This window comes from Alcaligenes ammonioxydans (assembly GCF_019343455.1).
GTDB lineage: Bacteria > Pseudomonadota > Gammaproteobacteria > Burkholderiales > Burkholderiaceae_B > Alcaligenes > Alcaligenes ammonioxydans.
The window spans coordinates 2069279-2094032 of the sequence record NZ_CP049362.1 but is presented as its reverse complement, the minus strand read 5'-3'; the positions used below and the strand labels follow the sequence as shown (position 1 = coordinate 2094032).

The window sequence follows — 24754 nt, the reverse complement described above, 5'->3', positions numbered from 1 at the left end:
GAGTTGTCATGAGTCTGATTGATCTGACGGTCCCGGATATCGGTGACTCCGGCGAGGTGGATGTTATCGAAGTGCTGGTGCAGGTCGGTGATACGGTCGAAGTCGAGCAAAGCCTGATCACCGTGGAGTCCGACAAGGCCTCCATGGAAATTCCTGCCGCTCAGGCAGGGGTGATCAAGGAATTGCTGGTCAAAGTGGGTGACAAGGTCTCCCAGGGGTCGGCCATTGCCAAGATCGAAGTAGCGGAGGGCCAGGCGGCCCCCGCTGCAGCACCCGCCAAACAGGAAACACCTAAAGCAGCGGCTCCTGCCGCTGCCGCTCCGGCCGCGGCACCTGCTCCGCAGGCTGCCAGCCATCAGGGTGCTGCGGATGATTCCGTGGATGTGGTCGTTCTGGGCGCGGGCCCGGGCGGTTACAACGCGGCTTTCCGTGCCGCTGACCTGGGCCTGAAAGTGGCTCTGGTCGAACGCTACAGCACCCTGGGTGGTGTGTGTCTGAACGTGGGTTGTATTCCTTCCAAGGCCTTGCTGCATACCGTAGCGGTCTACGAGGAAGCCAAGTCCCTGGCAACACACGGCATCAAGTTCGGTGAAGCGCAAATCGACATCGACGCGCTGCGCGACTACAAGAACAAGGTGATCGGCAAGCTGACCGGTGGTCTGGCCGGTATGGCCAAGGGCCGCAAGGTGCAGGTTGTGGTCGGTAACGGCCAGTTCCTGGACCCCAATCACATCGAAGTGACCGCCAACGACGGCACCAAGAAAGTGATCAAGTTCGCTTCGGCCATTATTGCGGCCGGTAGCCAGTCGGTAAAACTGCCGTTCCTGCCCGACGATCCACGCGTAGTGGACTCCACCGGCGCGCTGGAACTGAAGTCTGTGCCCAAGCGCATGCTGATCGTGGGTGGTGGCATCATCGGTCTGGAAATGGGTACGGTGTACTCGGCGCTGGGCGCACGCCTGGACGTGGTGGAAATGCAGACTGGCCTGATGCCGGGCGCAGACCGCGACGTGGTCAAGGTGTGGGAGAAGATGAACAAGCACCGCTTCGACCACATGATGCTGGAAACCAGCACGGTGGCTGCCGAAGCTCGTGATGATGGCATCTGGGTGACATTTGAAGGCAAGAATGCGCCAGCCGAGCCGCAGCGTTACGATCTGGTTCTGCAAGCCGTGGGCCGCTCGCCCAATGGCAAGAAAATTGGTGCTGAGAAAGCGGGCGTACACGTCACCGACCGTGGCTTCATTCCGGTTGACAAGCAACAGCGTACCAACGTGCCACATATCTACGCCATTGGCGATATCGTGGGGCAGCCCATGCTGGCACACAAGGCCGAGCACGAAGCGCACGTGGCCGCTGAAGTCATCGCCGGCGAGAAATCCTTCTTTGATGCTCGTGTGATTCCTTCGGTGGCCTACACCGATCCGGAAATCGCCTGGGTGGGTCTGACCGAAGATCAGGCGAAAAAAGACGGTATCAAGGTCGAGAAGGGCGTGTTCCCCTGGGCTGCGTCTGGTCGTGCCATTGCCAACAACCGCGATGAAGGCTTTACCAAGGTTCTGTTCGATGCGGAAACCCACCGTATCGTGGGTGGCGGCATTGTCGGTACCAATGCAGGCGAGCTGATCGGTGAGCTGGTGCTGGCCATCGAAATGGGGGTGGACCCGGTCGATCTGGCCAAATCCATTCACCCGCACCCCACCTTGTGCGAGTCGGTCAGCAAGGCTGCGGCCGTCGCTGAAGGGACGTGCACGGACTTGCCGCCAACACGTCGCAAGTAATACCAGTATTCGCCTGATAGTTAAGGCGTATTGGCTCACGGCAGGTGCTATCATCAGCGCCTGCCGTTTTTATTTTGTAATTGGTGTTGTCCATGACTCATCCTGTTCTGAAAGCCGACTCTTCGCTAAGCGATTGGCTGTCCTATTTGGAAACCTTGCATCCGTCGACCATCGACCTGGGTCTGGGCCGGATTCGCGAGGTTGCCCAACGTCTGAACATCAAATTGGATGGTGTGGTCATCACCGTGGGTGGTACCAATGGTAAAGGGTCGACCTGTGCCATGCTGGAAGCGATTCTGCTGGCCGCGGCCTACAAAGTAGGGGTGTACGCCTCCCCGCATCTGGTGCGTTATAACGAGCGCATCCGCTTAAATGGCGAGATGGCGGAGGACGCGCAGATCACGGCGCAGTTCGCTCGTATCAACGAAGCCCGTGGTGATCTGACGCTCACCTATTTTGAGTTTTCCACGCTGGCTGCCTTGATGCTGTTCCAGGAGCAGCGTGTGGACGTGGCGGTGCTGGAAGTCGGTCTGGGCGGGCGTTTGGACGCCGTCAATATCGTGGATGCCGACTGTTCGATCATTACCAGCATTGATATTGATCACGCAGAATACCTGGGCAATACCCGCGAGCAGGTGGCTTGGGAAAAAGCCCATATTTTCCGTCCCGGTCGTCCCGCCATTTGCGCCGATCCACTGCCACCACAGACCATGCTGGATTACGCCCAGGAGATTGGCGCCGAACTCTGGTTGTTTGGCAAGGATTTCAACTACTCCGGCGACCGCCAGCAATGGGCGTATGGCGGGCGTAGTCAACGACGGGCTGCCTTGGCCTATCCGGCCCTGCGTGGCGCCAATCAGCTGCTCAATGCATCTGCCGCCCTGGCGGCGCTGGAGTCCTTGCATCCTCGTTTGGCCGTCCCTGCCCAGGCGGTGCGTGCGGGCTTGCTGCGTGCGCATATGCCGGGACGTTTCCAGATTCAGCCAGGTCAGCCTTGTGTCATTTTCGATGTGGCGCATAATCCGCATGCTGCTGCCGCTCTGGCGCAGAACCTGGACAATATGCCTCCTTACCCCAAGACAATTGCCGTTGTGGGTATGTACAAGGACAAGGATGTGGATGGCGTCATCGCACGTCTGGCAAGCCGTATTGACCACTGGATGTGCGCCAGCCTGGAAGGGCCGCGCAGCCTGTCGGGTCACGAGTTGGCGGAGCATGTGCGTACCGTTCTGGCCAGCGATCAGATGCCTGCTGATGTGTTGGCACCTGAAGCGGAAAGCAGCGGGCATCGACCCGGTGTGCGCCCTGTTGCGCGTGCTTCGGTCAGTAAAGCGTCAGCGGTCGTATCCAGTTACAACAGTCCCCGGCTCGCTTACGAGGCGGCATTAAAAGAGGCCGGTGACAATGATAGAATTGTCGTGTTTGGCTCGTTTGCGACAGTAGGGCCGATTCTTGAAGCCGCAAACGAGCGCACATCTTCCTGATTATCGGCAAGACTGCTTATTTCATAGGTCTAGGGCTCATGGGTTTATTTTCACGTAACGATACTTCCTCATCGTCGGGTCGCCGCTCCAGTGCTTCCAGCGATTCACAATTATCGGAACTGCGTGGACGGGCTCGTCGCCGTCTGATCGGTGCGCTGGCGCTGGTGCTGGCCGTGGTGGTGCTGGTGCCCATGCTGACTGCTGACAAAACTCCGCCCGAGCCGGAACAGTCGCTGGCGCTGGGCCCGATTACTCAGCCCGCAGGGCAGGGTACGACGCAGACTCGCCCTGGCGAGCTGGTGGTGCAGGAAAACACGCCCACCCCGGTGATTGAGCAGCCCGACGAACCCTTGGTCGCCGACCCTGCTACCAGTAGCGATGGTGGACTGGCCGTGGTCGATCCCGGCTTGCAAACCGATCCGGCCCAGACTGGCACGCCTGCTGTACCAGCGCCTGAGACTAGCCCTCCAGAGCCCGTCAAGCCCGTGGAAAAACCCAAGCCTGTTGAAAAACCCAAGCCAGCTCCCGCCCCGGCTCAAAACGGTCGTACGGATGATGGTTCGTATGCCTTGGCTCTGCTGGAGGGGCGTGTACCCAACAAGCCTGCGCCTGCCGCTAAACCGGCCGCGCAACAAGGCAACTTCATTTTGCAGATTGTCGCCTACTCCAATCAGAACGATGCCCAGTCGCGCCGTGATCAACTGGTATCGGCCGGTGTGACCAATGCCTATGTGGAGACAGCGCAAAGCGGTGGCAAACCAACCTATCGTTTGCGCGTGGGGCCATTCCCTACGCGCGAAGCGGCTCAGGCGGCCCAGGCGCGCTTGCGTTCGCTCGGTTACGAGAACAGTTTTATCTCGGCTAAGTGAGCAGCTTCGACTATATCGTCCTTGGGATTGTGGGTGTGTCAGGCCTGCTGGGCCTGATACGCGGATTGATCAAGGAAGTGCTTTCGCTCAGCGCCTATTTGCTGGCTTTCATGGCCGCAATCTGGTGGGGGCCACGCACATCAGGCTGGATACAAGTCTGGGTAGAAAACGGCTTATTACGTACGGCTTTGGCTTACGGAGCCGTTTTTTTTATGGTCTTGCTGCTGGTGGGGCTGTTGAACATGCTGCTGGCCAGCTTGATCGAGCAAACGGGGCTGACGCCTGCCGACCATGGTTTGGGCGGCCTGTTTGGCGTGGCCCGTGGCGTGCTGCTGGTGCTGATATTGGTCATCCTGGCCGGGCATACCGATTTACCTAAAGAGCCGTGGTGGGAGCAGGCCAAGCTGGCTGAACCTGCAATCCGCGCGGTGCAGTCGATTAAGGCCATGCTGCCGCCGTCTTTGGCAGAATGGCTACCTTATTGAGAACACACTAACGGGAACCAATCATGTGTGGAGTTGTAGGGGTTGTTGCGCGCAGCCCTGTAAATCAGTTGATCTATGACAGTTTGCTCTTGCTGCAGCACCGTGGGCAGGATGCCGCGGGGCTGGCGACCTGGCACGACCAGTTCTTCAGCATGCACAAGGCATTTGGCCTGGTGCGGGACGTATTCCGTACTCGCAACATGCGCTCCTTGCCCGGCAATAGTGGTATTGGCCATGTGCGCTACCCCACGGCCGGCTCCAGCCAGAGCGTGGAGGAGGCGCAACCTTTTTACGTGAACGCCCCCTTTGGTCTGAGCTTTGTGCATAACGGCAATCTGACCAATTGGCGTGAGCTGCGTGAAGAACTGTTCACCATTGATCGTCGCCACATCAACACCAACTCGGACTCCGAGGTTCTGCTGAATGTGTATGCGCACGAGTTGCAGCGTGCCGCTACCGGCCCTGAACTCTCTCAGGACGAAGTGTTTGAGGCCGTGGCTGCCGTGCATCGTCGTGCCCGGGGCGCCTATGCGGTGGTGTCGCAAATCGCGAACTTCGGTCTGGTTGCCTTTCGTGACCCGAACGGGATTCGTCCCTTGTGCCTGGGTCGCAACGTGACCCCGAAGGGTGAAGAATGGATGATCGCCTCCGAGTCCGTAGCCCTGACGGGTTGCGGTTTCGAGCTCGTCCGTGATGTGGAGCCCGGCGAGGCCATCATCGTGGATCTGGACGGTAATCTCAGCAGCCGTCAGTGCGCCGAGAACCCACGCCTGAATCCCTGTGTCTTTGAATACGTGTATTTTGCTCGTCCTGACTCCACGGTCGACGGCGTATCGGTTTATGACGCCCGCTTGTTAATGGGTGAGTACCTGGCCGAGAATGTCGCCAAGAACCTGCGTCTGGCCGATATTGATGTCGTCATGCCTATCCCTGACTCGGCCCGTCCATCGGCCATGCAGTTGGCGGCTCACTTGAACCTGAACTACCGCGAAGGGTTTATCAAAAACCGTTACGTGGGCCGTACCTTCATCATGCCCGGTCAGGAAGTGCGCAAGAAGTCGGTGCGTCAGAAACTGAGCGCCATTCCCATGGAGTTCCGTGGCAAGAATGTGCTGTTGGTGGATGACTCCATCGTGCGTGGCACAACCAGCCGTCAGATCGTGGATATGGCCCGTGCCGCGGGTGCAAACAAGGTGTTTTTTGCGTCGGCCGCGCCACCGGTTCGCTTCCCGAACGTTTACGGCATTGATATGCCTACGGTTTCTGAGCTGATCGCCACTGGTCGCGATGTGGACCAGGTTGCCAAGGAAATTGGGGTGGACGGACTGGTCTATCAGGACCTGCACGACCTGGAGCAATCACTGCGTGATCTGAATCCCCGCTTTGCTGGATTTGAGTCTTCCTGCTTTAGTGGCGACTACGTAACTGGCGATGTGGATGAGGCATATTTGAATCTGTTGGCGGAAGGTCGTAAAAGTGGCCGTGATGTTCCGGATGTGACCGATTAAGCGGATGCCCGCTCGTTGGAGAAAAGCCCGCTCTAAAGCGGGCTTTTTCTATTCCCTGTTCCGGATGCCTTGCGTGTAGGGTGATGTAAATTTTTCTTGTTCGCCAGTAGTGCGCCTGCTTCTTTGGCTTGGTGTCATGTGCTTGGCGTCACGGGCCCCTAATAGGCCTGTTTTCGCTTTTGGGGATTGCTAGGCTCTGACAGGGGTATGGAATCGAGCGCAGCACTTTGCGCGTTCATAGGAGTGCTACGGTTATCCACCCGATGTGCCGATTGACACCGTAGCCGTGGTGCGTAGAGCTGAACTGGGCTGTGCTTTGCTGTGCTTGTGTCAAGGGCAATGCGCTTTGAAAAAAAGCCCTGCAAGACTGCAGGGCTTTTCAGGAGGGCTGGCTGTATCAAGCACGGCGTCGCGTGAGCAGGGTCAGCAGCAAGCCCAGCCCCAATAGCACAAACAGTCCCAGGCTCCAGTAGGCATATTCAATGCCCAGCAGGTCTTGACGGGCATCCATGCAGGAGGCGTAAATGCCAAACAGCCAGGGCAGGCTGCTTTCCAGGCCGGACTGGGTGATGAAGCGGTCCGCAAAGGTCTGGTCGCAGCTGAATAAATGCTGTGCGACCGAAGCCTGATACCAGGCCGCCAGCATACCGCCCACGCTCGTCGCCAACCCTAGCAGGCTGAACAAGGTGGAGCTGCCCGAATGGCCGAGCTGACGCAGGACGCCGGCCACCAGGCTACATAGACCCAGCACAATGAAAATCAGACGTTGCAGTACGCACCATGCGCAAGGCGGGATGCTAAAGACGTGCTGCGATAGCAGGGCGATACCCACACCTGCGAAGGCGAGCAGGGCAATCAGATAAAAGGGTGCAGCGGACTGGCGGAAAGAGGCGGCCATGGTATCAAGATGCATTTAAAGAATGGAAGGTAGATGCTTCGTGCAGCAAACCCAGGAAAAGTTCATGGAAACCGGCCCAGGTAATCTGCACGCCCAGGCACAACAGGATGAAGGCGGATAGACGCATCACGACAGCCGTGCCATTTTTACCCAGTTTGTATAAAAACTGGGAGGCAAAGCGCAGGGCCAGAAACACGATGACGCTGGCTGCGGCAATCGCCGGTAAGGCCCCCGCGAGCTTGCTCATGGTGCCGGTGACCGAGTTGTCGTGCAAGGTCGCGCCGACCGTGAGCGCCGCCGATAGCGAGCCAGGGCCGCACAGCATGGGAAAAGTCAGTGGATAGAAGGCTTTGGAGCGAATCTGCTCCCAGGAATAGGACTCGGCCATGTTCTGGGCATGGGCCGCGTCAAAGTCCGAGGCATTGATCAGGCGCCAGGCGGTGCCGATCACCAGCAGGCCCCCGCCAATGCGAATGATAGGCAGGGAAATGCCAAAAAAGTTCAGCACGATATTGCCAGCGACCATTGCAATGGCCAGCATGATGAAGATGTTGACGGCCACTTTTTTGGCCAGGCGGGCACGATCGGGCACGCTGGCGCCTTCGGTCAGCGTCAGAAAAATAGGAGCGGCCGCAGGCGGGTTGAGCATGGGCAAGAGCGTGGCCAATGCAAACAGGAAGCTGCGGCTGACATCGGCGAATACGGAGGAGAGTTCCATTAAAGGGGGCGGGCTTATTGAGAAAGGGCTAAACGGACATCGCGCTCCAGGCGCAATTGATGACGGTTGTGTTCGAGGGCGGCGCCACTGAGGATAAAGACGTCTTCGACGCGATCACCCAAGGTCATGACCTTGGCCGAGCGCAGACGTACGTCGTGGCGCTCGAATACCTGGGCGAGACTGTACAACAAACCGCGCCGGTCCGTGGCGCTAAGCGTCAAAATCCAGTCTTGTCCCTGCTCGTCCTGACGCAGGTCCACGGTAGGCTGGATAGGAAACACACGGGCCCGGCGAGAACGAATGTCGCGGTAGGGGTCATGAGCTGGCTCTGAGGGCGGCACTTCCTGCTCCAGTGCCTGACAGAGCTCGGTTTCGATCAGCAACGGGTCGCGTCGCAGCGCATGGTCGTAGGCGGGCAGCATGACAACAAAGCTGTCCAGCGCCCACCCATGCCGGGTGGTGTAGATACGGGCATCCTGGATGCTGACGGACTGGCTGTCAAAGTAGCGACAGATGCGCAGAAACAGGCGGCTGGCATCCTTGGTATAGACCAGCACTTGCAGGGCGTCGGTTTGTCCGGCCGGCCGTATGCGCACAATGGGCGTCTGGCTGTGCGACTGGTGGTAGAGCTGAATGGTATGCCAGGCGATTTCGCTGGCGTCGTGGCGCAGGAAATAGGGTTTGTCCAGCCACTGCCAGAATTCCTCGCGAGCCTCGTCCAGCAAGCCCGCCAGACGGATTTCCCCTGCGGCATCGCGCTTGCGCTGATCCAGGACGGAAACCCCGTCCTTAGCCTGTCTCCCCAGCGCTGCCAGCGTCAGGTTGTACAGGTCCTCCAGCAGTTTGCCTTTCCAGGAGTTCCAGACGGTCGGACTGGTGGCGCGGATGTCGGCGACGGTCAGCAGGTACAGCGCGGTCAGGCGTCGTTCCGTTCCCACGGTCTGCAGGAACTGGAAGATGACATTCGGGTCGCTCAGATCGCGTTTCTGGGCGACCTGAGACATGGTCAGATGTTCCCGCACCAGAAACACCACCAGTTCCGCGTCCATGGGTATCAGATTGTGATCCAGGCAAAACGCCAGTGCGTCCTGTGCGCCCAGTTCGGAGTGATTGCCACCACGGCCTTTGGCGATGTCATGGAACAGGGCGGCAATGTAGAGCAGCCAATGACGGTCAAAGCCGCTCATCAACTGATTGGCCATGGACAACTCTTCGCTGTGCTCGGCCATGGTGAAGCGGCGCAGATTGCGTATGACCTTCAGCGTGTGCTCGTCCACGGTGTAGGCGTGAAAGAGGTCATGCTGCATTTGTCCGACCACGCGCCGGAAAACCGGCAGGTAGCGGGGAAGCAGATTCAGTAGATTCATCAGCCGCAGGGTATGCACAATCCCCTTGTTCTGTTGCAGGATCTCCAGAAACAGGCGTCGATTTTTGGGCTCGGCCCGAAACTTGGCGTCGATCAGCCGCCGTGCATGCCACAGGGCCCGCAAGGTGTCGGCCTTCAGGCCGCGCAGATTGGGCTGCTGCTGCAAATGCAGCATGGCCACAAAGATCAGCGACGGGTCCTGCTCGAAGCCGTCGGGCTGGCGCAGCTCAAGCTGGCCGTGATGAATCTGGAACTGGCTGTCCAGAATGATCGGGTCCTGATCGGTTTGCGGAAATAAATGTTCCTCAATGCTGCGCATCAGGATCAGATTGAGCTGGCTGACAATTTTGGCGGCCCAGTAGTAGCGCTGCATCAGCAATTCACTGGCGCGGCGGGTGGCGGTGGGCTGGAAACCGTAGATTTCTGCCAGACGCGGCTGAAGATCAAACAGCAGCCTGTCTTCGGCGCGGCCCGTTAACAGATGAAGCTCAATGCGCAGGCGCTTGAAGGCTTGCTCGACGCGTTGCAGGGCGTTCAGTTCGGATTCGGTCAGTAATTCTGACTGGGCCACAGCCGCCCAAGTGCGTCCCAAGCCGGCGGCCCGGGCCATCCACAGCAGTACCTGCAAATCGCGCAGGGCACCTGGAGACTCTTTGCAATTGGGCTCCAGCGAATAGGGGGTGTCCTGCAGATGGGCATGACGTTGCTGCTGCTCGGCCTGCTTGGCCAAGAAGAAGGCCTGCGGGTCCATCTGGCTTTGTAGCTGCCGTTGGGCGTGGCGCAGCAGGAGTGATGAACCCGCCAGCCAGCGACTCTCCAGCAAGGCGGTTTCCGTTGTGATGTCCTGGCTGGCCTGTTCCAGACATTGGGCGGGCGTGGCCACATTGTGGCTGGGTGCCAGCCCGATGTCCCACAGAGCGGCAACCAGAGCCTGAATGCGATCAATATCCTGCGCATTAGGTTCGCGCTGCAGGAGGATCAGCAGGTCTACGTCCGAATGCGGGTACAGTTCGCCGCGCCCATACCCGCCCAGAGCCGCGAGGCTGGCCTGGCGGGGCAGGGGATAATGCTCCAGCAACTCACGCAGGCCCTGATCGCAAATCCTGCACAGGCTCTTGAGCAAGCGGTCGCAATGCAGATCCTGTCTGAAGCGCTCGTAGGCCCGAGCCCGGCGGCCAGCAATTCTGTCGCGAAGCTGGGCCAGGAAAGACATGGTTCAGGCCTTGTTGATGATGGCTGGAGGGGCCGGCATGCCGGGCGAGACTGTCAGCACTTCGTAACCGGTGTCGGTCACCAGGACTGCGTGCTCCCATTGGGCTGACAGGCTGTGGTCGCGGGTCACCACCGTCCATTGGTCGGCCAGGGTGCGCAGTTCACGACGACCGGCGTTGATCATGGGCTCAATGGTGAAAATCATGCCCGGTTCCAGTTTTACACCGGTGCCGGGCTTGCCGTAATGCAGCACTTGCGGGTCCTGGTGGAATTTCTGGCCCACGCCGTGTCCGCAGTATTCGCGTACGACGGAAAAGCCCTGCTTTTCGGCGTGCTGTTGAATGGCGTGACCAATATCGCCCAGCGTGGCGCCCGGCTTGACCTGGTCAATGCCCAGCCACATGCATTCGTAGGTGGTCTCGGTCAGGCGGCGGGCCAGGATGCTGGGTTCGCCCACGTAGTACATGCGGCTGGTATCGCCAAACCAGCCGTCCTGGATGATGGTGACGTCCATATTGAGAATGTCGCCATTTTTCAACACTTTATCGCCAGGAATGCCGTGGCAGATCACGTGGTTGACGGAGGTGCAGATAGAACCGGGAAAAGGCGGGTAACCGGGAGGCGCGTAGCCAACTGTGGCGGATTTGACTCCCAGCTCATTGATCCGCTCCATGCACAGACGGTCCAGTTCGCCCGTGGTGACACCTGCTTTGACAAAGGGGGTCAGGTAGTCAAGGATGGATGCCGCCGTCTGGCAAGCGGCGCGCATTTTTTCGAGATCAGTGGGGTCTGTGACGAGAATACTCATAGCAACTTGAACAGGTCTATTGAAAAATAGTAGAATTATAGGCTTTTGTGAATTTTGCAGTTGTGCGCTGGGTCGGTTTAGCCCCGCTTTGGCTCATTCGGACGGTTTGGTTAATCCGAATAAGTGGCTTAAAGAAGAGCCGGAAGGGAGCCCGAACAACGGGTTTCAAACAACGGCGTGCAACAACAGGGCTTGCAAACAACAGCTTACCCGGCAACGGGTGCCAAGCAACAGCCGCCAGGCAAAGCGGGCCACAGGTTGATCCTTCAGGCTTGCTGGCTTGTAGACGCTGGCAGGACCAGGAAAATACGGCCGGACAAGTGCTTGGATCAAACTCAGGCTTTATCCAGTCTGCCCGGACTAGCCGGAACTGAGATAAACGTGCTGCTGTTTTAAAAAGAAGCGTGTTGTGTAGCACAGGCATGATTCACAACGAATATATGGTCAGCCAGCGTTGCCAGGCCTTGCAAGAGCAACTTGGGCAACGCCCGGTTCTTGTTCGGGCGGTGCTGGCTAGGCAATCCTCTAGGATACACCTGCAAACCCGGTGCTGTATGCAGGCGGTGGCCAGAAAAGTTACAGATTTGGGTCTGGGTGGCGGACGTGTGGTCCGTTACAAGGTGCAAATCCGTTGTAGTGCAGGCGTATGCCCATGTTGGGCTGCGTTTTTATGTTTTAAGTTGTAAATCGCGTGATTGCCCGTCTCGGGGTGTCTGGAATGCAGCCTAGGCTGCGGCCCTTACCGGATACCGGGCAGTTACAAGACCAAACCCTTGGAGAACTTTATGTCTTTGATGCGTGAAATGCTGGAAGCCGGTGTGCACTTTGGCCACCAAACTCGTTACTGGAATCCCAAGATGGCTCCGTTCATCTTCGGTCAGCGTAACAACATCCACATCATCAACCTGGAAAAAACGGTTGTTCAGTACGAAGAAGCAACCAAATTCTTGCGTCAACTGGCCGCTCGTGGCGGCAACGTGCTGTTCGTAGGCACCAAGCGTGCTGCTCGCGAACTGGTGGCTGCTGAGGCCGAGCGTTGCGGTATGCCTTACGTTGACAGCCGCTGGTTGGGTGGCATGATGACCAACTTCAAAACGGTCAAGACTTCCATCAAGCGTCTGAAAGAAATGGAAGGTCAGATGGCTGAAGGCCGTCTGGAAACCATGAGCAAGAAAGAAGCCTTGATGTTCGAACGCGAACTGGAAAAGCTGAACAAGGCCATCGGCGGTATCAAGGACATGAACAACCTGCCTGACGCCCTGTTCGTGATCGACGTCGGCTACCACAAGATTGCCGTGGCTGAAGCCCGCACGCTGGGTATCCCCGTTGTGGCCGTGGTTGATACCAACCACTCCCCAGAAGGTCTGGATTACGTGATTCCTGGTAACGATGACTCGGCCAAGGCAATCGCTCTGTACGCCCGTGGCATGGCTGACGCCGTGCTGGCTGGCCGCGAGCAGAACCTGAACGGTCTGGTTGAAGAAATTGCCGCTGACGAAGAGTTCGTTGAAGTTCAGGCTGACTCTCAGGAGTAACAGGCTCACGGCTGCCTGTCAGACGCCATAAGTTGTCATGGCAGGCAGTTACAGTGACCTTTCGTATCGCCCCGGCTTGGCCGGGGCACGTTCTACAGAATTGGAGAAAACCGTGGCTCAAATCACCGCATCGATGGTTAAAGAATTGCGCGAGAAAACCGACGCGCCCATGATGGAATGCAAAAAAGCACTGACTGAAGCCGACGGCGATATGGCTCGTGCTGAAGAAATCCTGCGCGTGAAGCTGGGCAGCAAGGCAAGCAAGGCAGCTACCCGCGTTACCGCTGAAGGCCTGGTGTCGGTCTACATCGCTGAAGATGGCAAGACCGGTTCCGTGGTTGAAGTGAACTGCGAAACGGACTTTGTCGCCAAGAACGATGATTTCATCGGCTTTATCAACGATATCGCTCAGTTGGTTGCCAAGAATAATCCTGCTGATCTGGCCGCTCTGGCTGAATTGCCACTGGCTGACAGCAACGTTGAAACCGTGCGCGCCGCTCTGGTGGGCAAAATCGGTGAGAACATCTCGATCCGTCGCTTCCAACGCTACGAAACAGCTGGTCAGCTGGCCAGCTACGTTCACGGTGGCAAGATCGGCGTGCTGGTGGATTTCGCCGGTGGCGACGAAGAAGTGGGCAAGGATCTGGCCATGCACATCGCGGCAACTCGCCCCAAAGCCATGGACGCGTCGGGTGTTGACGCTGCCGAAATCGAAGCTGAGCGCTCTGTGGCAGCTCAGAAAGCAGCTGAATCCGGCAAGCCTGCCGATATCGTTACCAAGATGGTCGATGGCGCTGTAGCCAAGTTCCTGAAGGAAGTGACGCTGCTGAGCCAGCCTTTCGTCAAGAACGACAAGCAAAGCGTGCAGCAAATGCTGGACGAGAAAAAAGCATCGATCGCTGGCTTTACCCTGTACGTAGTGGGTGAAGGCATTGAGAAGCGTGTTGAGGATTTTGCCGCTGAGGTAGCAGCCGCTGCCGGCCAAGCCTAATCCAGCTTGTTTTTTCAGGGCAGGCACCGTAGTGGCGGTGCCTGCCCTGCTGCTTTACACTCTCTTCTGTCTTCGTCACTTGGAATCCCACCCATGACTACCCCTCATTACAAACGTGTTCTGTTGAAGCTCTCCGGCGAAGCGCTGATGGGCGAGGACTCGTTCGGTATTAATCGCAGCACAATCATTCGTATGACGGAGGAGATCGCCCAGGTTGCCCAGTTGGGGGTACAACTGGCTATCGTGATTGGCGGGGGCAATATCTTTCGCGGCATCGCTCCGGGTGCCCAGGGCATGGATCGTGCGACAGCCGATTACATGGGCATGATGGCCACCGTCATGAATGCCCTGGCCTTGCAGGATGCCTTAAAGCACCGTGGCCTGGATGCCCGGGTGCAATCCGCCCTGAATATTGAACAGGTCGTAGAGCCTTACATTCGTCCCAAGGCGCTGCGTTATCTGGAAGAAAACAAAGTTGTTATTTTTGCGGCTGGTACGGGCAACCCGTTCTTCACCACGGACACGGCAGCGGCTCTGCGCGGCGCCGAAGTGGGAGCGGAAATCGTACTGAAAGCCACCAAAGTCGATGGCATCTACAGTGCCGATCCCAATAAAGATCCAGGCGCGACTCGTTATTCGCGTATCAGCTTTGACGAAGCGATCGTGCGTCGTCTGGAAGTGATGGACGCCACGGCCTTTGCGCTGTGTCGCGACCAAAAACTGCCCATTAAAGTGTTTTCGATCAACAAGCCCGGTGCGTTGACTCGCGCGGTCTCTGGCGAGGACGAGGGCACCCTGGTTCACGTTTAAAGTTATAGGAATTTAGTCCATGAGTCTTTCCGAGATCAAAGCATCGACCGACAATCGTATGGGCAAGTCCATCGAGTCTCTCAAGACGGGCCTGGCCAAGATCCGCACAGGCCGCGCCACTGCGGGCTTGCTGGATCACGTGCAAGTGGAGTACTACGGCTCTATGGTTCCCGTCAGCCAGGTGGGCAATATCACGGTGGTGGATGCCCGCACGCTGAATGTGCAAGTGTGGGAAAAGCATATGGCCGGCCCGATTGAAAAAGCCATTCGCGACAGCGACCTGGGATTGAACCCGATTTCCATGGGCGAGAGCATTCGTGTTCCCATGCCTGCCTTGACCGAAGAGCGTCGTCGCGATCTGGCCAAAGTGGTGCGTAGCGAAGGTGAAGATGCCAAGGTCGCCATCCGTAATCTGCGCCGTGATGCCAATGACACGCTCAAAAAGCAAGTCAAGGACAAGGAAATCTCCGAGGACGAGGAACGTCGTGCCCAGGACGAGGTCCAGAAGCTGACCGACAAGTATGTTGCCGAGGTCGACAAGTTGATCGCCCAGAAAGAAGCCGAGATCATGACGGTCTAACGGCTTTTGCACAGGTGGCTAGGTGATTTCATTCAGTTCTACCCAAACGATTCCGGAACACGGTCAGGTTCCTGGCCACCTGGCGATTGTCATGGACGGCAATGGACGATGGGCGACCCGTCGTCTGTTGCCTCGCACGGCAGGGCACTTGCGGGGTGTGCAAACTGTCCGGCGTGTTGTTGAAGCCTGTGGCGAGCTTGGCGTGCGCTATCTGACCCTGTTTGCGTTCAGTTCCGAAAACTGGCGACGCCCTGCGGAAGAGGTGTCCCTGTTGATGGGCCTGTTTGTCAAGATGCTGCAAAAAGAAGTGGCAACACTGAAAAAAAACGGCGTCCGACTTCATGTTATTGGCGAATTGTCTGCGTTTAGTGAAGAGTTGCGCGGCCTGATTGCCGACGCTCAAGAGCAGACTCGCGATAACGACACCTTACATTTGACGATTGCCGCCAACTACGGCGGTCGTTGGGATATTTTGCAGGCGACGCAAAAAGCATTGGCTGCCAATCCCCAGCTGGTCGATCATCCCGAACAACTGGATGAGGCCCTGTTCAGTCCCTACCTGGCGATGTCCTACGCTCCTGAGCCGGATCTGTTTATCCGCACGGGGGGCGAGCGCCGTATTTCGAATTTTCTGATCTGGCAGATGGCCTATACCGAGCTGTATTTCACAGACGTGTACTGGCCGGATTTTGACCGGGCGCAGCTTGAACAGGCCTTTGAGTGGTATCGTGGGCGCGAGCGGCGCTTTGGGCGCACCAGTGCCCAGGTGCAGGGTACCCTCGCGCCTTGACGGAGCCTAGTCTATGTTGAAACAACGAGTCATTACCGCCCTGGCCCTGCTGGTCATTCTGGGCGCGGCCATGCTCGCTCCCTTACGCTGGCCTTTGCTGGCGATTTTTGTGCTGATGAGCACCTTGGCCTGCTGGGAGTGGGAGCGTTTGAGCCTGTCTCAGGCGCAGCAGCGCTGGGCCTGGCCGCTGGCCTTGCTCAATGGTGCCCTGATGCTGTGGCTCAGTGTGTACTGGTATGAAACCGGTCCGCAGGGGCAGGCTGCTGACCTGGTGTACCGGGGGCTTGTACCAATAATGGCGGCCTTGTGGGTGGTGGGTGCCACTGGGCTGGTGCTGCAAGGTCAGGCCACACAACGTGCTCAAGGTGTTTTGCTCAGTGTGATGGGCGTACTGGCGCCCCTGGTCGCCTGGGCCAGTCTGTATTTGTTTCTGCATACGCAGGGCATGGTCTATGTGCTCTCCCTATTGGTCCTGATCTGGGTGGCGGACATCGCCGCTTACTTTGCGGGCCGTGCCTTTGGCAAAGCCAAGCTGGCTCCGCGTGTCAGTCCCGGCAAGACCTGGGCCGGGGCAGTGGGTGGTATGGTTGCCGCTTCCGCCTGGATGCTGATCAGCGCCAATTGGCCCGGGAGTTTTGGTGCTGATGTGATGCAGCGCTGGGGCTGGGTGGCCACGGCGGTATTGGGTGTTGCCCTGGCCGCCCTTTCCATCGTGGGTGACTTGTTCGAGTCTTTGCTCAAGCGCCGTGCTGCAGTCAAGGATTCCAGCCAATTGTTGCCTGGCCATGGTGGCGTATACGATCGTATCGATGCCTTGTTGCCGGTTGCTCCTGTGGCCTTGTTGTTAAGTGGGGCGTGGCTCTTTTAGTCCGGTGTGACTTGGACGAGTATGCGTCAAGGAAGAACTCATGAGTTTCCAGCAAGTATGTGTGTTAGGGGCCACTGGCTCTATTGGTGTCAGCACACTTGATGTGATTGCTCGTCATCCTGATCGGATGGCGGTATATGCCTTGAGTGGCCATAGTCGCATGGAGCTGCTCGCCCAACAGGCTCAGGACAGTGCGGCTCGCGTTGTTCTGGTGCCGGACGAGGCGGCTCGCAGCCGTTTTCTGGATGCATGGCAGGGTGGTGCTTTGCCGGAAATCCGGGTAGGCGCACAGGCGCTGGCCGACACGGCTGCCGACCCCCAGGTAACTACCGTCATGGCGGCCATTATTGGCGCGGCTGGTTTGCCTTCGGCCTTGGCCGCCGCGCGTGCCGGTAAGCGGGTATTGCTGGCTAATAAAGAGGCCTTGGTCGCCGCGGGACGTATTTTCATGCAAGCTGTGCAAGAGGGCGGGGCACAGTTGATGCCCATCGACTCCGAGCACAGTGCCATTTACCAATGTCTGGCGGGCGAACTGCCTGCCGAGCCTGGCCAGCCGGTTGCCGGCTTGCGTCGTTTGTTGGTGACGGCTTCGGGTGGGCCCTTTCGCTCGCGCGCACTCTCTGAGCTGGAGACGGTTACACCGGAGCAGGCATGTGCTCATCCCAACTGGAGCATGGGTCGCAAGATTTCGGTGGATTCGGCCACCATGCTCAACAAGGGTCTGGAGGTCATCGAGGCGCATTGGCTGTTTTCTGTGCCCGTTGACCAGATTGATGTGGTGGTGCATCCGCAAAGCGTGATTCACTCCATGGTCGAGTATATAGACGGTTCCGTCATGGCGCAGTTGGGGCAGCCTGATATGCGTACGGCGATTGCCTATGGTCTGGGCTTTCCGGAGCGCTTGTACAGTGGCGTGGGTCTGCTCGATCTGGCCACGATGGGACGCCTGGACTTTGAACAGCCCGATTTTCAACGTTTTCCCTGCTTGAAGCTGGCGTATGAGGCCTTGCGCGACAGTCAAGCCGCCTGTGTGACCCTGAATGCGGCCAATGAAATTGCCGTGGACCGTTTCCTGGAAAGACAGATTGGCTATACTCAAATTCCGGCAGTGATCGAGCACTGTCTGGACAAGCTCAATGGCCGGGCCAGTCAGGCTTTGGATGCCCTGGATGGGGTTCTGGCACTGGATAGCGAGACACGGTCACTGGCGCTGGACTATTGTCGATTTTCAGCGCGTATTTAACAGGAATTAACATGCTCTTCACCGTTCTGGCTTTCCTGGTGGCCCTGGGCGTGCTGGTGACCTTTCACGAGCTGGGTCATTACTGGGTGGCTCGTCGTTGTGGAGTCCGTGTCGAGCGCTTTTCTATTGGTTTTGGCAAGGTGTTGTACCGTCGTTTCGACAGGAACGGCACTGAATGGGCCGTATCGGCGCTGCCCTTAGGTGGCTATGTGGCCATGCAGAACGATCCACCTGCTCACGCGACGCAGGCGCAGATCAACGAATCCTTCAATCACAAACCCTTGCGTCAGCGGGCCGCCATTGTGCTGGCCGGTCCCCTGGCGAACCTGATCCTGGCCGTGGTGATCTACGCCGTGGTCGGTTTGTTGGGCACGCAAGAGCCCATTGCGCAAATCGGCCCCGTGCCTGCAGGGACGCCTGCTGCACAGGCCGGCTTTCAGGCGGGAGACCGTTTGGTGTCGGTCGATGGCAAGCCTGTTGATTCCTGGTTGCAGGCGCGTTGGGCATTCATGGATGCCTTGTCTTCCGGCGGCGAGCTGGAAGTGGGGGTGAAAGACCAACTGGGGCGGGAACAAAATCGTTACCTGACTTTGCCGGCCGGCGAGATTTTGCCGGATGGACAGGACCTGATGGCCCAGGCAGGCCTGGTTCTGCGTCCGGCTCGTTCGATTGTGCAGGAAGTGTTCAAGGAAAGTGCGGCCGAGCAGGGCGGGCTGAAAGAAGGGGATGTCATCGTCCGCCTGGGTGATCTGGCCGAGCCCGGCATCACCCCGTTTGTCCAAAAAGTGCAACAATCGGCCGGCCAGACCCTGGAGCTGGATGTACTGCGTGCGGGTGAGCTTGAGCGTTTGCTGGTCACGCCCGCGAGCGATTCGCAAGGGCTGGGACGCATTGGTGCGCAGGTGGCGGCAGACATGCCCATGACACTGGTACGTTATGGCCCTATCGAGAGCGTGGAGCGCGGATTTACCCGTACGGCTCAGACATTCTGGTTCTCTTTGAAGATGATTGGGCGCATGATTACCGGGGAAGTCTCTGTACGGAATGTCAGCGGGCCGGTTACTATTGCCGATTATGCGGGTCAGACCGCCAGAATAGGCTTGATCGCCTACCTGAATTTCCTGGCGCTGATCAGTATTAGCATTGGTTTACTGAATTTATTGCCCGTACCTATGCTGGATGGTGGGCATCTACTGTACTATGCCATCGAAGCCGTACGCGGCAAGCCCGCTTCGGAGCGCATGATGCTGCTGGGTCAGCGCCTGGGTTTGGCCTTGTTGGCCGTACTGATGAGTATTGCTTTTTTTAATGACATCACCCGCCTTTTCAGTTGAGAGCGGGTGGCATACAATTTCCAACCATTTGACCGACCAAGGATTGTCCAGGATGTCGTTTAGCCGGAAACCTACTTTTGCGTTGCGTGTTCTGCCCGTATTGGTGGCAAGTTTGCTTGCTCCCGCCTTGGCGAATGCATTTGCACCGTTTGTCGTGCGCGATATTCAAGTCAACGGTATCCAGCGGGTCGATCCCGGCGCCGTGTTCGCGTCTTTGCCTGTCAAGGTTGGTGAGTCCTTCTCGGAAGAGCAGGCCGCAGATGCCATTCAGCGTCTGTACGCCACAGGCTTTTTTAGTGATGTGCAAATTGACACGGGCACCAATGTGCTGATCGTCAATGTCAAAGAGCGCCCAACCATCGCCTCCATATCTTTTAACGGCATGCGCGAGTTCGATGCCAAGAATATTACCAACTCCCTGGCTCAGGTAGGCTTTGGAGAAGGGCGGGTTTTTGACCGTTCCATGCTGGAACGGGCCGAGTTTGAGCTGAAACAGCAGTACTTGTCCAAGGGCAAGTACGGGGTGGAAATTACCCCTATCATCACGCCGTTGCCGCGTAACCGTGTCGGCGTCAGCTTTGACATCTTTGAAGGCGGTCTGGCCAAGATCAAGGAAATTCGCATTGTCGGTACCGAGGCGTTCTCGCAAAGCGATTTGCTCGACCAGATGGAGCTGACCACCTCGGGCATGATGACCTGGTACACGGGCACCGACAAGTATTCCCGCGAGAAGCTGGAAGGTGACATGGAACGCATCCGTTCCTACTACCTGAATCGAGGCTTTCTGGAGTATTCCGCCGAGCCGCCTCAGGTGTCGATTTCGCCCGATCGCAAAGACATTTACATCACCCTGACGATTCATGAAGGCAAGCCGTACACGCTGAGCAGCGTGAAGCTGGCCGGTGACTTGCTGGGTCTGGATGATCAGATTCAACCACTGGTTCAGCAAAAAGAGGGGGAGGTGTTCTCCTCGGAGAAAACCAGCGGTACGGTGAAAGCCATTACCGAATACCTGGGTGGCCTGGGCTATGCGTTCGCCAACGCCAACCCCAATCCGGTCCTGGATCGCGAAAATCATACGGCTGACCTGACCTTCTATGTTGATCCGGGCCGTCGCGTGTATGTGCGCCGTATCGAGGTGGGCGGCAACGTCCGCACGCGTGACGAGGTCGTGCGCCGAGAGATGCGTCAGCAGGAGGCTGCCTGGTACGATTCGGACGCCATCAAGTTCTCCCGTGATCGCGTGGATCGTCTGGGCTACTTCAATGAAGTGGATGTCAATACCAAGCCTGTGCCCGGCTCGCCGGATCAGGTGGACGTCCAGGTGGACGTCAAGGAAAAACCCACGGGTCTGGTCAACCTGGGTGTCGGGTATGGCTCCACCGATAAGCTGATGCTCTCGGCCGGGATCAGCCAGGACAATATTTTCGGTAGTGGCAATAGCTTGTCCTTGCAGGTCAATACCAGCAAGGTGAACCGCACAGCGGTAATCAGCCATACCAATCCGTATTGGACAACAGACGGCATCAGTAAAACGACCTCGATTTACTATCGTCGTACCACGCCCTACCAGTCCAATGACGGCTGGGGCGACTACCAGAACACCGCCATCGGTGCCGGTTTGAACTTTGGTGTGCCCATCTCGGAATACGACCGTATTTTCATGGGCGTCAATTTCGAGCAGAACAAACTATCGCGTCTGAGCCCTCAGTACACTCCGCTTGCCTACCAGGATTATGTGCAGGAGTATGGTGAGCGTACCAACACCTTCATTTTCAATCTGGGTTGGTCCAAAGATACCCGTGACAGCGCGATTGCTCCCAAGAAGGGAAGCCTGACCAGCTTGTCGGCCGATATGGGTACGCTGGATTTGCGCTACTACATGCTGCGCGCCAGCCATCAGCACTACATTCCATTGGGTCGCGCATACACGCTGGCCTTGAATGGAGCGATTGACTATGGTCGCAGCATTGGCAGCAAGACTTTCCCGGTTATCAAGAACGTTTACGCCGGTGGTATCGGTTCGGTACGTGGTTACGAGGGTGCTTCCCTGGGCCCACGAGACACCCTGACCGGTGACTATCTGGGTGGTTCGCGCCGTATGGTGGCCAATGCCCAGCTGTACCTGCCGTTCCCAGGCGCATCACGTGACCGCACCTTGCGTTGGTTCGTTTTTGCCGATGCTGGCAAGGTCGACAACACGAGCGGTGGTTGTGCAATGGGTCGCCCTGATCGTCGATCTGAAGATCCCTGCGGCTGGAAGTACGCCGCCGGTCTGGGCTTGTCGTGGGAATCCCCGCTGGGTCCTTTGCAACTGTCCTACGGTCGCGCCTTGCGCGCCAAGGAAGGCGACGATAAACAAGCCTTCCAGTTCCAGATTGGTACCGCTTTCTGATGTTCGTGTTTAGTGGCACAATTGCACTATTCTGCAGCCTAATTTGCAAGGTAGATTTTTCATGAAGTCAAACATCGCATTAAAACTTACAAACATCGCCCGCAGCTTGTCGCGTGGCAATAAAGCGCTCGTTCTGGCTGCCGCGCTGGGTGTTGGCGCCATGACCGCTGCACCTGTTGTTCAGGCACAGACAAAAATCGGTTTTGTCAGCACAGAGCGCATTTTGCGCGACTCCAAGCCAGCCAAAGCGGCCCAGACCAAGATCGAGGCAGAATTCAAGCGCCGTGACGAAGAGCTGGAGCGCATGGCCAACAACCTGCGTTCGCAAGCTCAGAAATTCGACAAGGACGCTCCTGTGCTGTCCGAGTCTGATCGCGTCAAGCGTCAGCGCCAGCTGGCTGATCTGGATTCCGACCTGCAGCGCAAACGCCGCGAGTTCCAGGAAGACTTCAATCGTCGCCGCAACGAAGAATTCTCGGCCATTGTTGAGCAGGCTGATGCCGCCATCAAACGTATTGCTGACTCCCAGGGCTACGACCTGATCATTCAGGACGCCGTAACGGTTAGCCCACGTGTGGACATCACCGAGGAAGTTCTGAAAGCATTGGGCGGTTGATGCACTATGCCGGTATTGCTGAACGTTGATCAGGCTGTACAGCTGTCTGAACTTATAGACGCCATCAACAAGACCGGACTGGATTGCAAGCTGCCAGAAGGCGTGAAAGAGCCTATGCCCCGGATTCGGGGCCTAGGCTCTTTGCTTTCTGCGGGCCCGGAAGAAATCAGCTTTCTATCCAATCCCAAGATGCAGGATCTGCTGCAGCAGACTGCCGCCGCGGTGGTGATTTTGACGCCGCAAGTCTACGAAGGTCTGGACGTTGAGCCCTCCTTTATCCCGGTTCTGTGCTCTCAGCCGTATTTGATGTATGCGCTGCTCGCACAGCGTTTTGATCAAGTGCGGATGGCTCAGTTGCCCACGGGTATTCACCCCAGCGCTGTGATTGATCCCAGTGCTGCATTGGGCGATGGTGTGTCGATCGGTCCATTTTGTGTGGTGGAGGCAGGCGTCAAGATCGGACGGGGCACCCGCTTGGGTGCGCATTGCGTGATCGGCGCAGGCTCTACCTTGGGGCAGGACTGTTTGCTGCATGCGCGCGTGACCCTGTATCACGAGGTGCATATTGGTGATCGCGCCATTTTGCATTCGGGTGTGGTGCTTGGTGCAGACGGCTTTGGTTTTGCTCCGGACCCCGTCAAGGGTCAGGGCGCCTGGGCCAAGATTGCGCAGATCGGTCACGTGCGGATTGGTGACGATGTTGAAATCGGAGCCAACACCACGGTGGACCGAGGAGCGTTGGACGATACGGTGCTGGCCAATGGGGTCAAGCTGGACAATCAGATCATGATCGGGCACAACGTGCAGGTCGGTGAACATACGGCCATGGCGGCCTGTGTGGGGGTGGCCGGCTCAACCCGGATCGGGGCGCGGTGCACGATTGCCGGGGCGGCCATGCTGTCCGGGCATCTGGTCTTGGGTGATGATGTGCACATCTCGGGCGGTACCGCCGTTACTTCCAGCATCAGCCAGCCCGGACGTTACACCGGAGTTTATCCCTTTGCGGGGCATCAGGACTGGCAGAAAAATGCTGCCGTGCTGGGGCAATTGAGCGGTTTGCGCCGTCGCCTGCGTTCCTTGGAACGGCAGCAGGCGGATGGAGCAAATGAATCATCTGAACATATCAATAAAAATTAAGCAGGACAGGACATGGAACTCGACATTCGACAAATTATGGATCGCCTTCCTCATCGTTACCCGATGTTGCTGGTGGATCGCGTTTTGGAACTGGTGCCTGGCAAGAGCATCGTCGCCATCAAGAACGTGTCGATGAATGAACCCTTTTTTACTGGCCACTTTCCGCACATGCCGGTTATGCCTGGGGTCTTGATCATTGAAGCCATGGCCCAGGCCGCCGCCTTGTTCTCGTTTACTGATCCTGAAGATCCGTACGCGAAAGTGGACAACAAGCTGGCTTACTATCTGGTCGGCGTGGATGGTGCGCGTTTTCGCAAACCCGTGATGCCGGGCGATCAACTGCGCCTGGAAGTGACGGCTGACCGCATCAGCCGCGCGTTGTGCAAGTACACGGGTCGCGCATTGGTGGACGGCCAAGTGGTCGCCGAAGCCAAAATCATGTGTGCTATCCGACAATTGGAAGAATAGTTTATGCGTATTCATGAAACGGCCATTATCGAAGCGGGCGCTCAGCTTGCCGATGATGTCGAGGTCGGGCCCTACAGCATCATTGGGCCCAATGTCACGATAGGGGCGGGCACCAAAGTAGGCCCGCACTGCGTGATAGATGGCGTGACCACGATCGGTCGCAACAACCATTTCTACCGTTTCTGCTCCATCGGGGGCATGCCGCAGGACAAGAAGTACGCCGGGGAACCCACTCGTCTGGAAATCGGCGATGGCAATATGGTTCGTGAATACGTCACCATTAACACCGGCACGGTGCAGGATGTGGGAGTGACCCGTGTTGGCAACGACAACTGGATCATGGCCTACACCCATATTGCGCACGATTGCCAGATCGGCAGTCATACGATTATTGCCAATAGTGTTCAGTTGGGCGGCCATGTGCATATTGGCGACTGGGCCATTCTGGGCGGCTTGACCGCCGTGCATCAGTTCGGTCGCATCGGTGCGCACAGCATGATTGGTGGCACCAGCTCGGTCCGTCAGGACATTCCTCCTTACGTGATCGGTGCAGGTGATCCATTCCGTCCAGTCGGTGTCAATAGCGAAGGCCTGGGTCGTCGTCACTTTTCTGCCGACGCTATTTCGGCGGTCAAGGAAAGCTACAAGCTGCTGTACCGTCGTAAATTGACCGTCGAGCAGGCCGTTGAGCAGATGCAGGCCTTGCAGCAGGCGCAGCCCGACTGCCGGGCAGCGGTTCAGGTCATGATCGATTTTCTGAACGATTCCAGTCGGGGTATTTGCCGACCATGAGCAGCGCCTCCAGCCCAGTAGCGGCACGTTCAGGCGGGTCGGGGCAGACAGGGGTCAAGCAGGATT

Annotated in this window: 22 protein-coding genes; 18 read left to right on the top strand and 4 right to left on the bottom strand. The window is 57.7% G+C overall.

Annotated features, from left to right (window positions below):
* The first annotated feature begins 8 nt into the window (after nt 1-8).
* The 5 genes from lpdA (at nt 9) to purF (ending at nt 6127) form a co-directional block, all read left to right on the top strand.
* Nucleotides 9-1781, top strand: a complete 1773-nt coding sequence (gene lpdA / locus FE795_RS09640) for a dihydrolipoyl dehydrogenase (RefSeq protein ID WP_003799719.1) — start codon at nt 9-11, stop codon at nt 1779-1781.
* Between the two features lie 86 nt (nt 1782-1867).
* Nucleotides 1868-3265 carry a bifunctional tetrahydrofolate synthase/dihydrofolate synthase gene (gene folC, locus FE795_RS09635; RefSeq protein WP_407927689.1) on the top strand — a complete coding sequence of 466 codons (1398 nt, stop codon included), beginning with the start codon at nt 1868-1870 and terminating at the stop codon, nt 3263-3265.
* 38 nt (nt 3266-3303) lie between these two features.
* Complete coding sequence (locus tag FE795_RS09630) at nt 3304-4134, top strand: SPOR domain-containing protein (protein ID WP_003799722.1); 831 nt, start codon at nt 3304-3306, stop codon at nt 4132-4134.
* On the top strand, nt 4131-4619 hold the full coding sequence (locus FE795_RS09625) for a CvpA family protein (protein WP_003799724.1): 489 nt from the start codon (nt 4131-4133) through the stop codon (nt 4617-4619). Before FE795_RS09630 ends, FE795_RS09625 begins: the two co-directional genes overlap by 4 nt.
* 23 nt (nt 4620-4642) lie before the next feature.
* Nucleotides 4643-6127, top strand: a complete 1485-nt coding sequence (purF, locus tag FE795_RS09620; protein ID WP_059317595.1) for an amidophosphoribosyltransferase — start codon at nt 4643-4645, stop codon at nt 6125-6127.
* A 397-nt stretch (nt 6128-6524) separates the two neighbouring features.
* Here purF and FE795_RS09615 read toward each other — a convergent pair whose 3' ends face one another.
* From FE795_RS09615 to map, 4 genes are read right to left on the bottom strand one after another with little or no spacing between them, the layout of a single operon-like run.
* Nucleotides 6525-7025, bottom strand: coding sequence for a disulfide bond formation protein B (locus FE795_RS09615; RefSeq protein ID WP_230406161.1), 501 nt, complete (start codon nt 7023-7025; stop codon nt 6525-6527).
* Between the two features lie 4 nt (nt 7026-7029).
* Nucleotides 7030-7743 (bottom strand): MarC family protein, encoded by a 714-nt coding sequence (locus FE795_RS09610; RefSeq protein ID WP_003799729.1) that lies wholly within the window; start codon nt 7741-7743, stop codon nt 7030-7032.
* A 14-nt stretch (nt 7744-7757) separates the two neighbouring features.
* The gene (locus FE795_RS09605; protein WP_219234853.1) at nt 7758-10322 is read right to left on the bottom strand and encodes a [protein-PII] uridylyltransferase; all 2565 of its coding nucleotides are present in this window, start codon (nt 10320-10322) and stop codon (nt 7758-7760) included.
* A 3-nt stretch (nt 10323-10325) separates the two neighbouring features.
* Complete coding sequence (map, locus tag FE795_RS09600; RefSeq protein ID WP_059317597.1) at nt 10326-11129, bottom strand: type I methionyl aminopeptidase; 804 nt, start codon at nt 11127-11129, stop codon at nt 10326-10328.
* 785 nt (nt 11130-11914) lie between these two features.
* Here map and rpsB point away from each other — a divergent pair.
* The 13 genes from rpsB to lpxA all read left to right on the top strand — a co-directional run bounded on the left by rpsB (nt 11915) and on the right by lpxA (nt 24688).
* Nucleotides 11915-12664, top strand: a complete 750-nt coding sequence (rpsB, locus tag FE795_RS09595; RefSeq protein ID WP_003799736.1) for a 30S ribosomal protein S2 — start codon at nt 11915-11917, stop codon at nt 12662-12664.
* Nucleotides 12665-12776: 112 nt separating this feature from the next.
* On the top strand, nt 12777-13655 hold the full coding sequence (tsf, locus tag FE795_RS09590; protein ID WP_039943062.1) for a translation elongation factor Ts: 879 nt from the start codon (nt 12777-12779) through the stop codon (nt 13653-13655).
* Nucleotides 13656-13748: 93 nt separating this feature from the next.
* Nucleotides 13749-14465, top strand: a complete 717-nt coding sequence (gene pyrH, locus FE795_RS09585) for a UMP kinase (RefSeq protein ID WP_003799741.1) — start codon at nt 13749-13751, stop codon at nt 14463-14465.
* Between the two features lie 19 nt (nt 14466-14484).
* Nucleotides 14485-15045, top strand: a complete 561-nt coding sequence (frr, locus tag FE795_RS09580; protein WP_003799742.1) for a ribosome recycling factor — start codon at nt 14485-14487, stop codon at nt 15043-15045.
* 25 nt (nt 15046-15070) lie between these two features.
* Nucleotides 15071-15835: a polyprenyl diphosphate synthase gene (gene uppS / locus FE795_RS09575; protein WP_039943063.1), complete on the top strand. Its 765-nt coding sequence runs from the start codon at nt 15071-15073 to the stop codon at nt 15833-15835.
* 13 nt (nt 15836-15848) lie between these two features.
* Entirely contained in the window at nt 15849-16703 is an 855-nt protein-coding gene (locus tag FE795_RS09570; protein ID WP_131070605.1) for a phosphatidate cytidylyltransferase, read from the top strand.
* 40 nt (nt 16704-16743) lie between these two features.
* On the top strand, nt 16744-17946 hold the full coding sequence (locus tag FE795_RS09565) for a 1-deoxy-D-xylulose-5-phosphate reductoisomerase (protein WP_003799748.1): 1203 nt from the start codon (nt 16744-16746) through the stop codon (nt 17944-17946).
* 11 nt (nt 17947-17957) lie between these two features.
* Entirely contained in the window at nt 17958-19280 is a 1323-nt protein-coding gene (gene rseP, locus FE795_RS09560) for an RIP metalloprotease RseP (protein ID WP_003799750.1), read from the top strand.
* A gap of 52 nt (nt 19281-19332) precedes the next feature.
* Nucleotides 19333-21675, top strand: a complete 2343-nt coding sequence (gene bamA / locus FE795_RS09555) for an outer membrane protein assembly factor BamA (protein WP_003799752.1) — start codon at nt 19333-19335, stop codon at nt 21673-21675.
* A 61-nt stretch (nt 21676-21736) separates the two neighbouring features.
* Complete coding sequence (locus FE795_RS09550; RefSeq protein WP_003799754.1) at nt 21737-22291, top strand: OmpH family outer membrane protein; 555 nt, start codon at nt 21737-21739, stop codon at nt 22289-22291.
* Between the two features lie 6 nt (nt 22292-22297).
* Nucleotides 22298-23428, top strand: a complete 1131-nt coding sequence (gene lpxD, locus FE795_RS09545) for a UDP-3-O-(3-hydroxymyristoyl)glucosamine N-acyltransferase (protein WP_003799756.1) — start codon at nt 22298-22300, stop codon at nt 23426-23428.
* Nucleotides 23429-23440: 12 nt separating this feature from the next.
* Nucleotides 23441-23896, top strand: a complete 456-nt coding sequence (gene fabZ / locus FE795_RS09540; protein ID WP_003799758.1) for a 3-hydroxyacyl-ACP dehydratase FabZ — start codon at nt 23441-23443, stop codon at nt 23894-23896.
* Nucleotides 23897-23899: 3 nt separating this feature from the next.
* The gene (gene lpxA / locus FE795_RS09535; RefSeq protein WP_003799760.1) at nt 23900-24688 is read left to right on the top strand and encodes an acyl-ACP--UDP-N-acetylglucosamine O-acyltransferase; all 789 of its coding nucleotides are present in this window, start codon (nt 23900-23902) and stop codon (nt 24686-24688) included.
* Nucleotides 24689-24754: the final 66 nt, after the last annotated feature.

What these genes read in the sequence shown, in the direction of transcription:
- FE795_RS09605 (WP_219234853.1), bottom strand. Translation starts at nt 10,322, where the DNA reads ATGTCTTTCCTGGCCCAGCTTCGCGACAGAATTGCTGGCCGCCGGGCT.
- FE795_RS09615 (WP_230406161.1), bottom strand. Translation starts at nt 7,025, where the DNA reads ATGGCCGCCTCTTTCCGCCAGTCCGCTGCACCCTTTTATCTGATTGCC.
- bamA (WP_003799752.1), top strand. Translation starts at nt 19,333, where the DNA reads ATGTCGTTTAGCCGGAAACCTACTTTTGCGTTGCGTGTTCTGCCCGTA.
- map (WP_059317597.1), bottom strand. Translation starts at nt 11,129, where the DNA reads ATGAGTATTCTCGTCACAGACCCCACTGATCTCGAAAAAATGCGCGCC.
- pyrH (WP_003799741.1), top strand. Translation starts at nt 13,749, where the DNA reads ATGACTACCCCTCATTACAAACGTGTTCTGTTGAAGCTCTCCGGCGAA.
- lpxD (WP_003799756.1), top strand. Translation starts at nt 22,298, where the DNA reads ATGCCGGTATTGCTGAACGTTGATCAGGCTGTACAGCTGTCTGAACTT.
- FE795_RS09570 (WP_131070605.1), top strand. Translation starts at nt 15,849, where the DNA reads ATGTTGAAACAACGAGTCATTACCGCCCTGGCCCTGCTGGTCATTCTG.
- FE795_RS09550 (WP_003799754.1), top strand. Translation starts at nt 21,737, where the DNA reads ATGAAGTCAAACATCGCATTAAAACTTACAAACATCGCCCGCAGCTTG.
- lpxA (WP_003799760.1), top strand. Translation starts at nt 23,900, where the DNA reads ATGCGTATTCATGAAACGGCCATTATCGAAGCGGGCGCTCAGCTTGCC.
- rseP (WP_003799750.1), top strand. Translation starts at nt 17,958, where the DNA reads ATGCTCTTCACCGTTCTGGCTTTCCTGGTGGCCCTGGGCGTGCTGGTG.
- lpdA (WP_003799719.1), top strand. Translation starts at nt 9, where the DNA reads ATGAGTCTGATTGATCTGACGGTCCCGGATATCGGTGACTCCGGCGAG.
- purF (WP_059317595.1), top strand. Translation starts at nt 4,643, where the DNA reads ATGTGTGGAGTTGTAGGGGTTGTTGCGCGCAGCCCTGTAAATCAGTTG.
- FE795_RS09630 (WP_003799722.1), top strand. Translation starts at nt 3,304, where the DNA reads ATGGGTTTATTTTCACGTAACGATACTTCCTCATCGTCGGGTCGCCGC.
- frr (WP_003799742.1), top strand. Translation starts at nt 14,485, where the DNA reads ATGAGTCTTTCCGAGATCAAAGCATCGACCGACAATCGTATGGGCAAG.
- fabZ (WP_003799758.1), top strand. Translation starts at nt 23,441, where the DNA reads ATGGAACTCGACATTCGACAAATTATGGATCGCCTTCCTCATCGTTAC.
- FE795_RS09565 (WP_003799748.1), top strand. Translation starts at nt 16,744, where the DNA reads ATGAGTTTCCAGCAAGTATGTGTGTTAGGGGCCACTGGCTCTATTGGT.
- rpsB (WP_003799736.1), top strand. Translation starts at nt 11,915, where the DNA reads ATGTCTTTGATGCGTGAAATGCTGGAAGCCGGTGTGCACTTTGGCCAC.
- FE795_RS09610 (WP_003799729.1), bottom strand. Translation starts at nt 7,743, where the DNA reads ATGGAACTCTCCTCCGTATTCGCCGATGTCAGCCGCAGCTTCCTGTTT.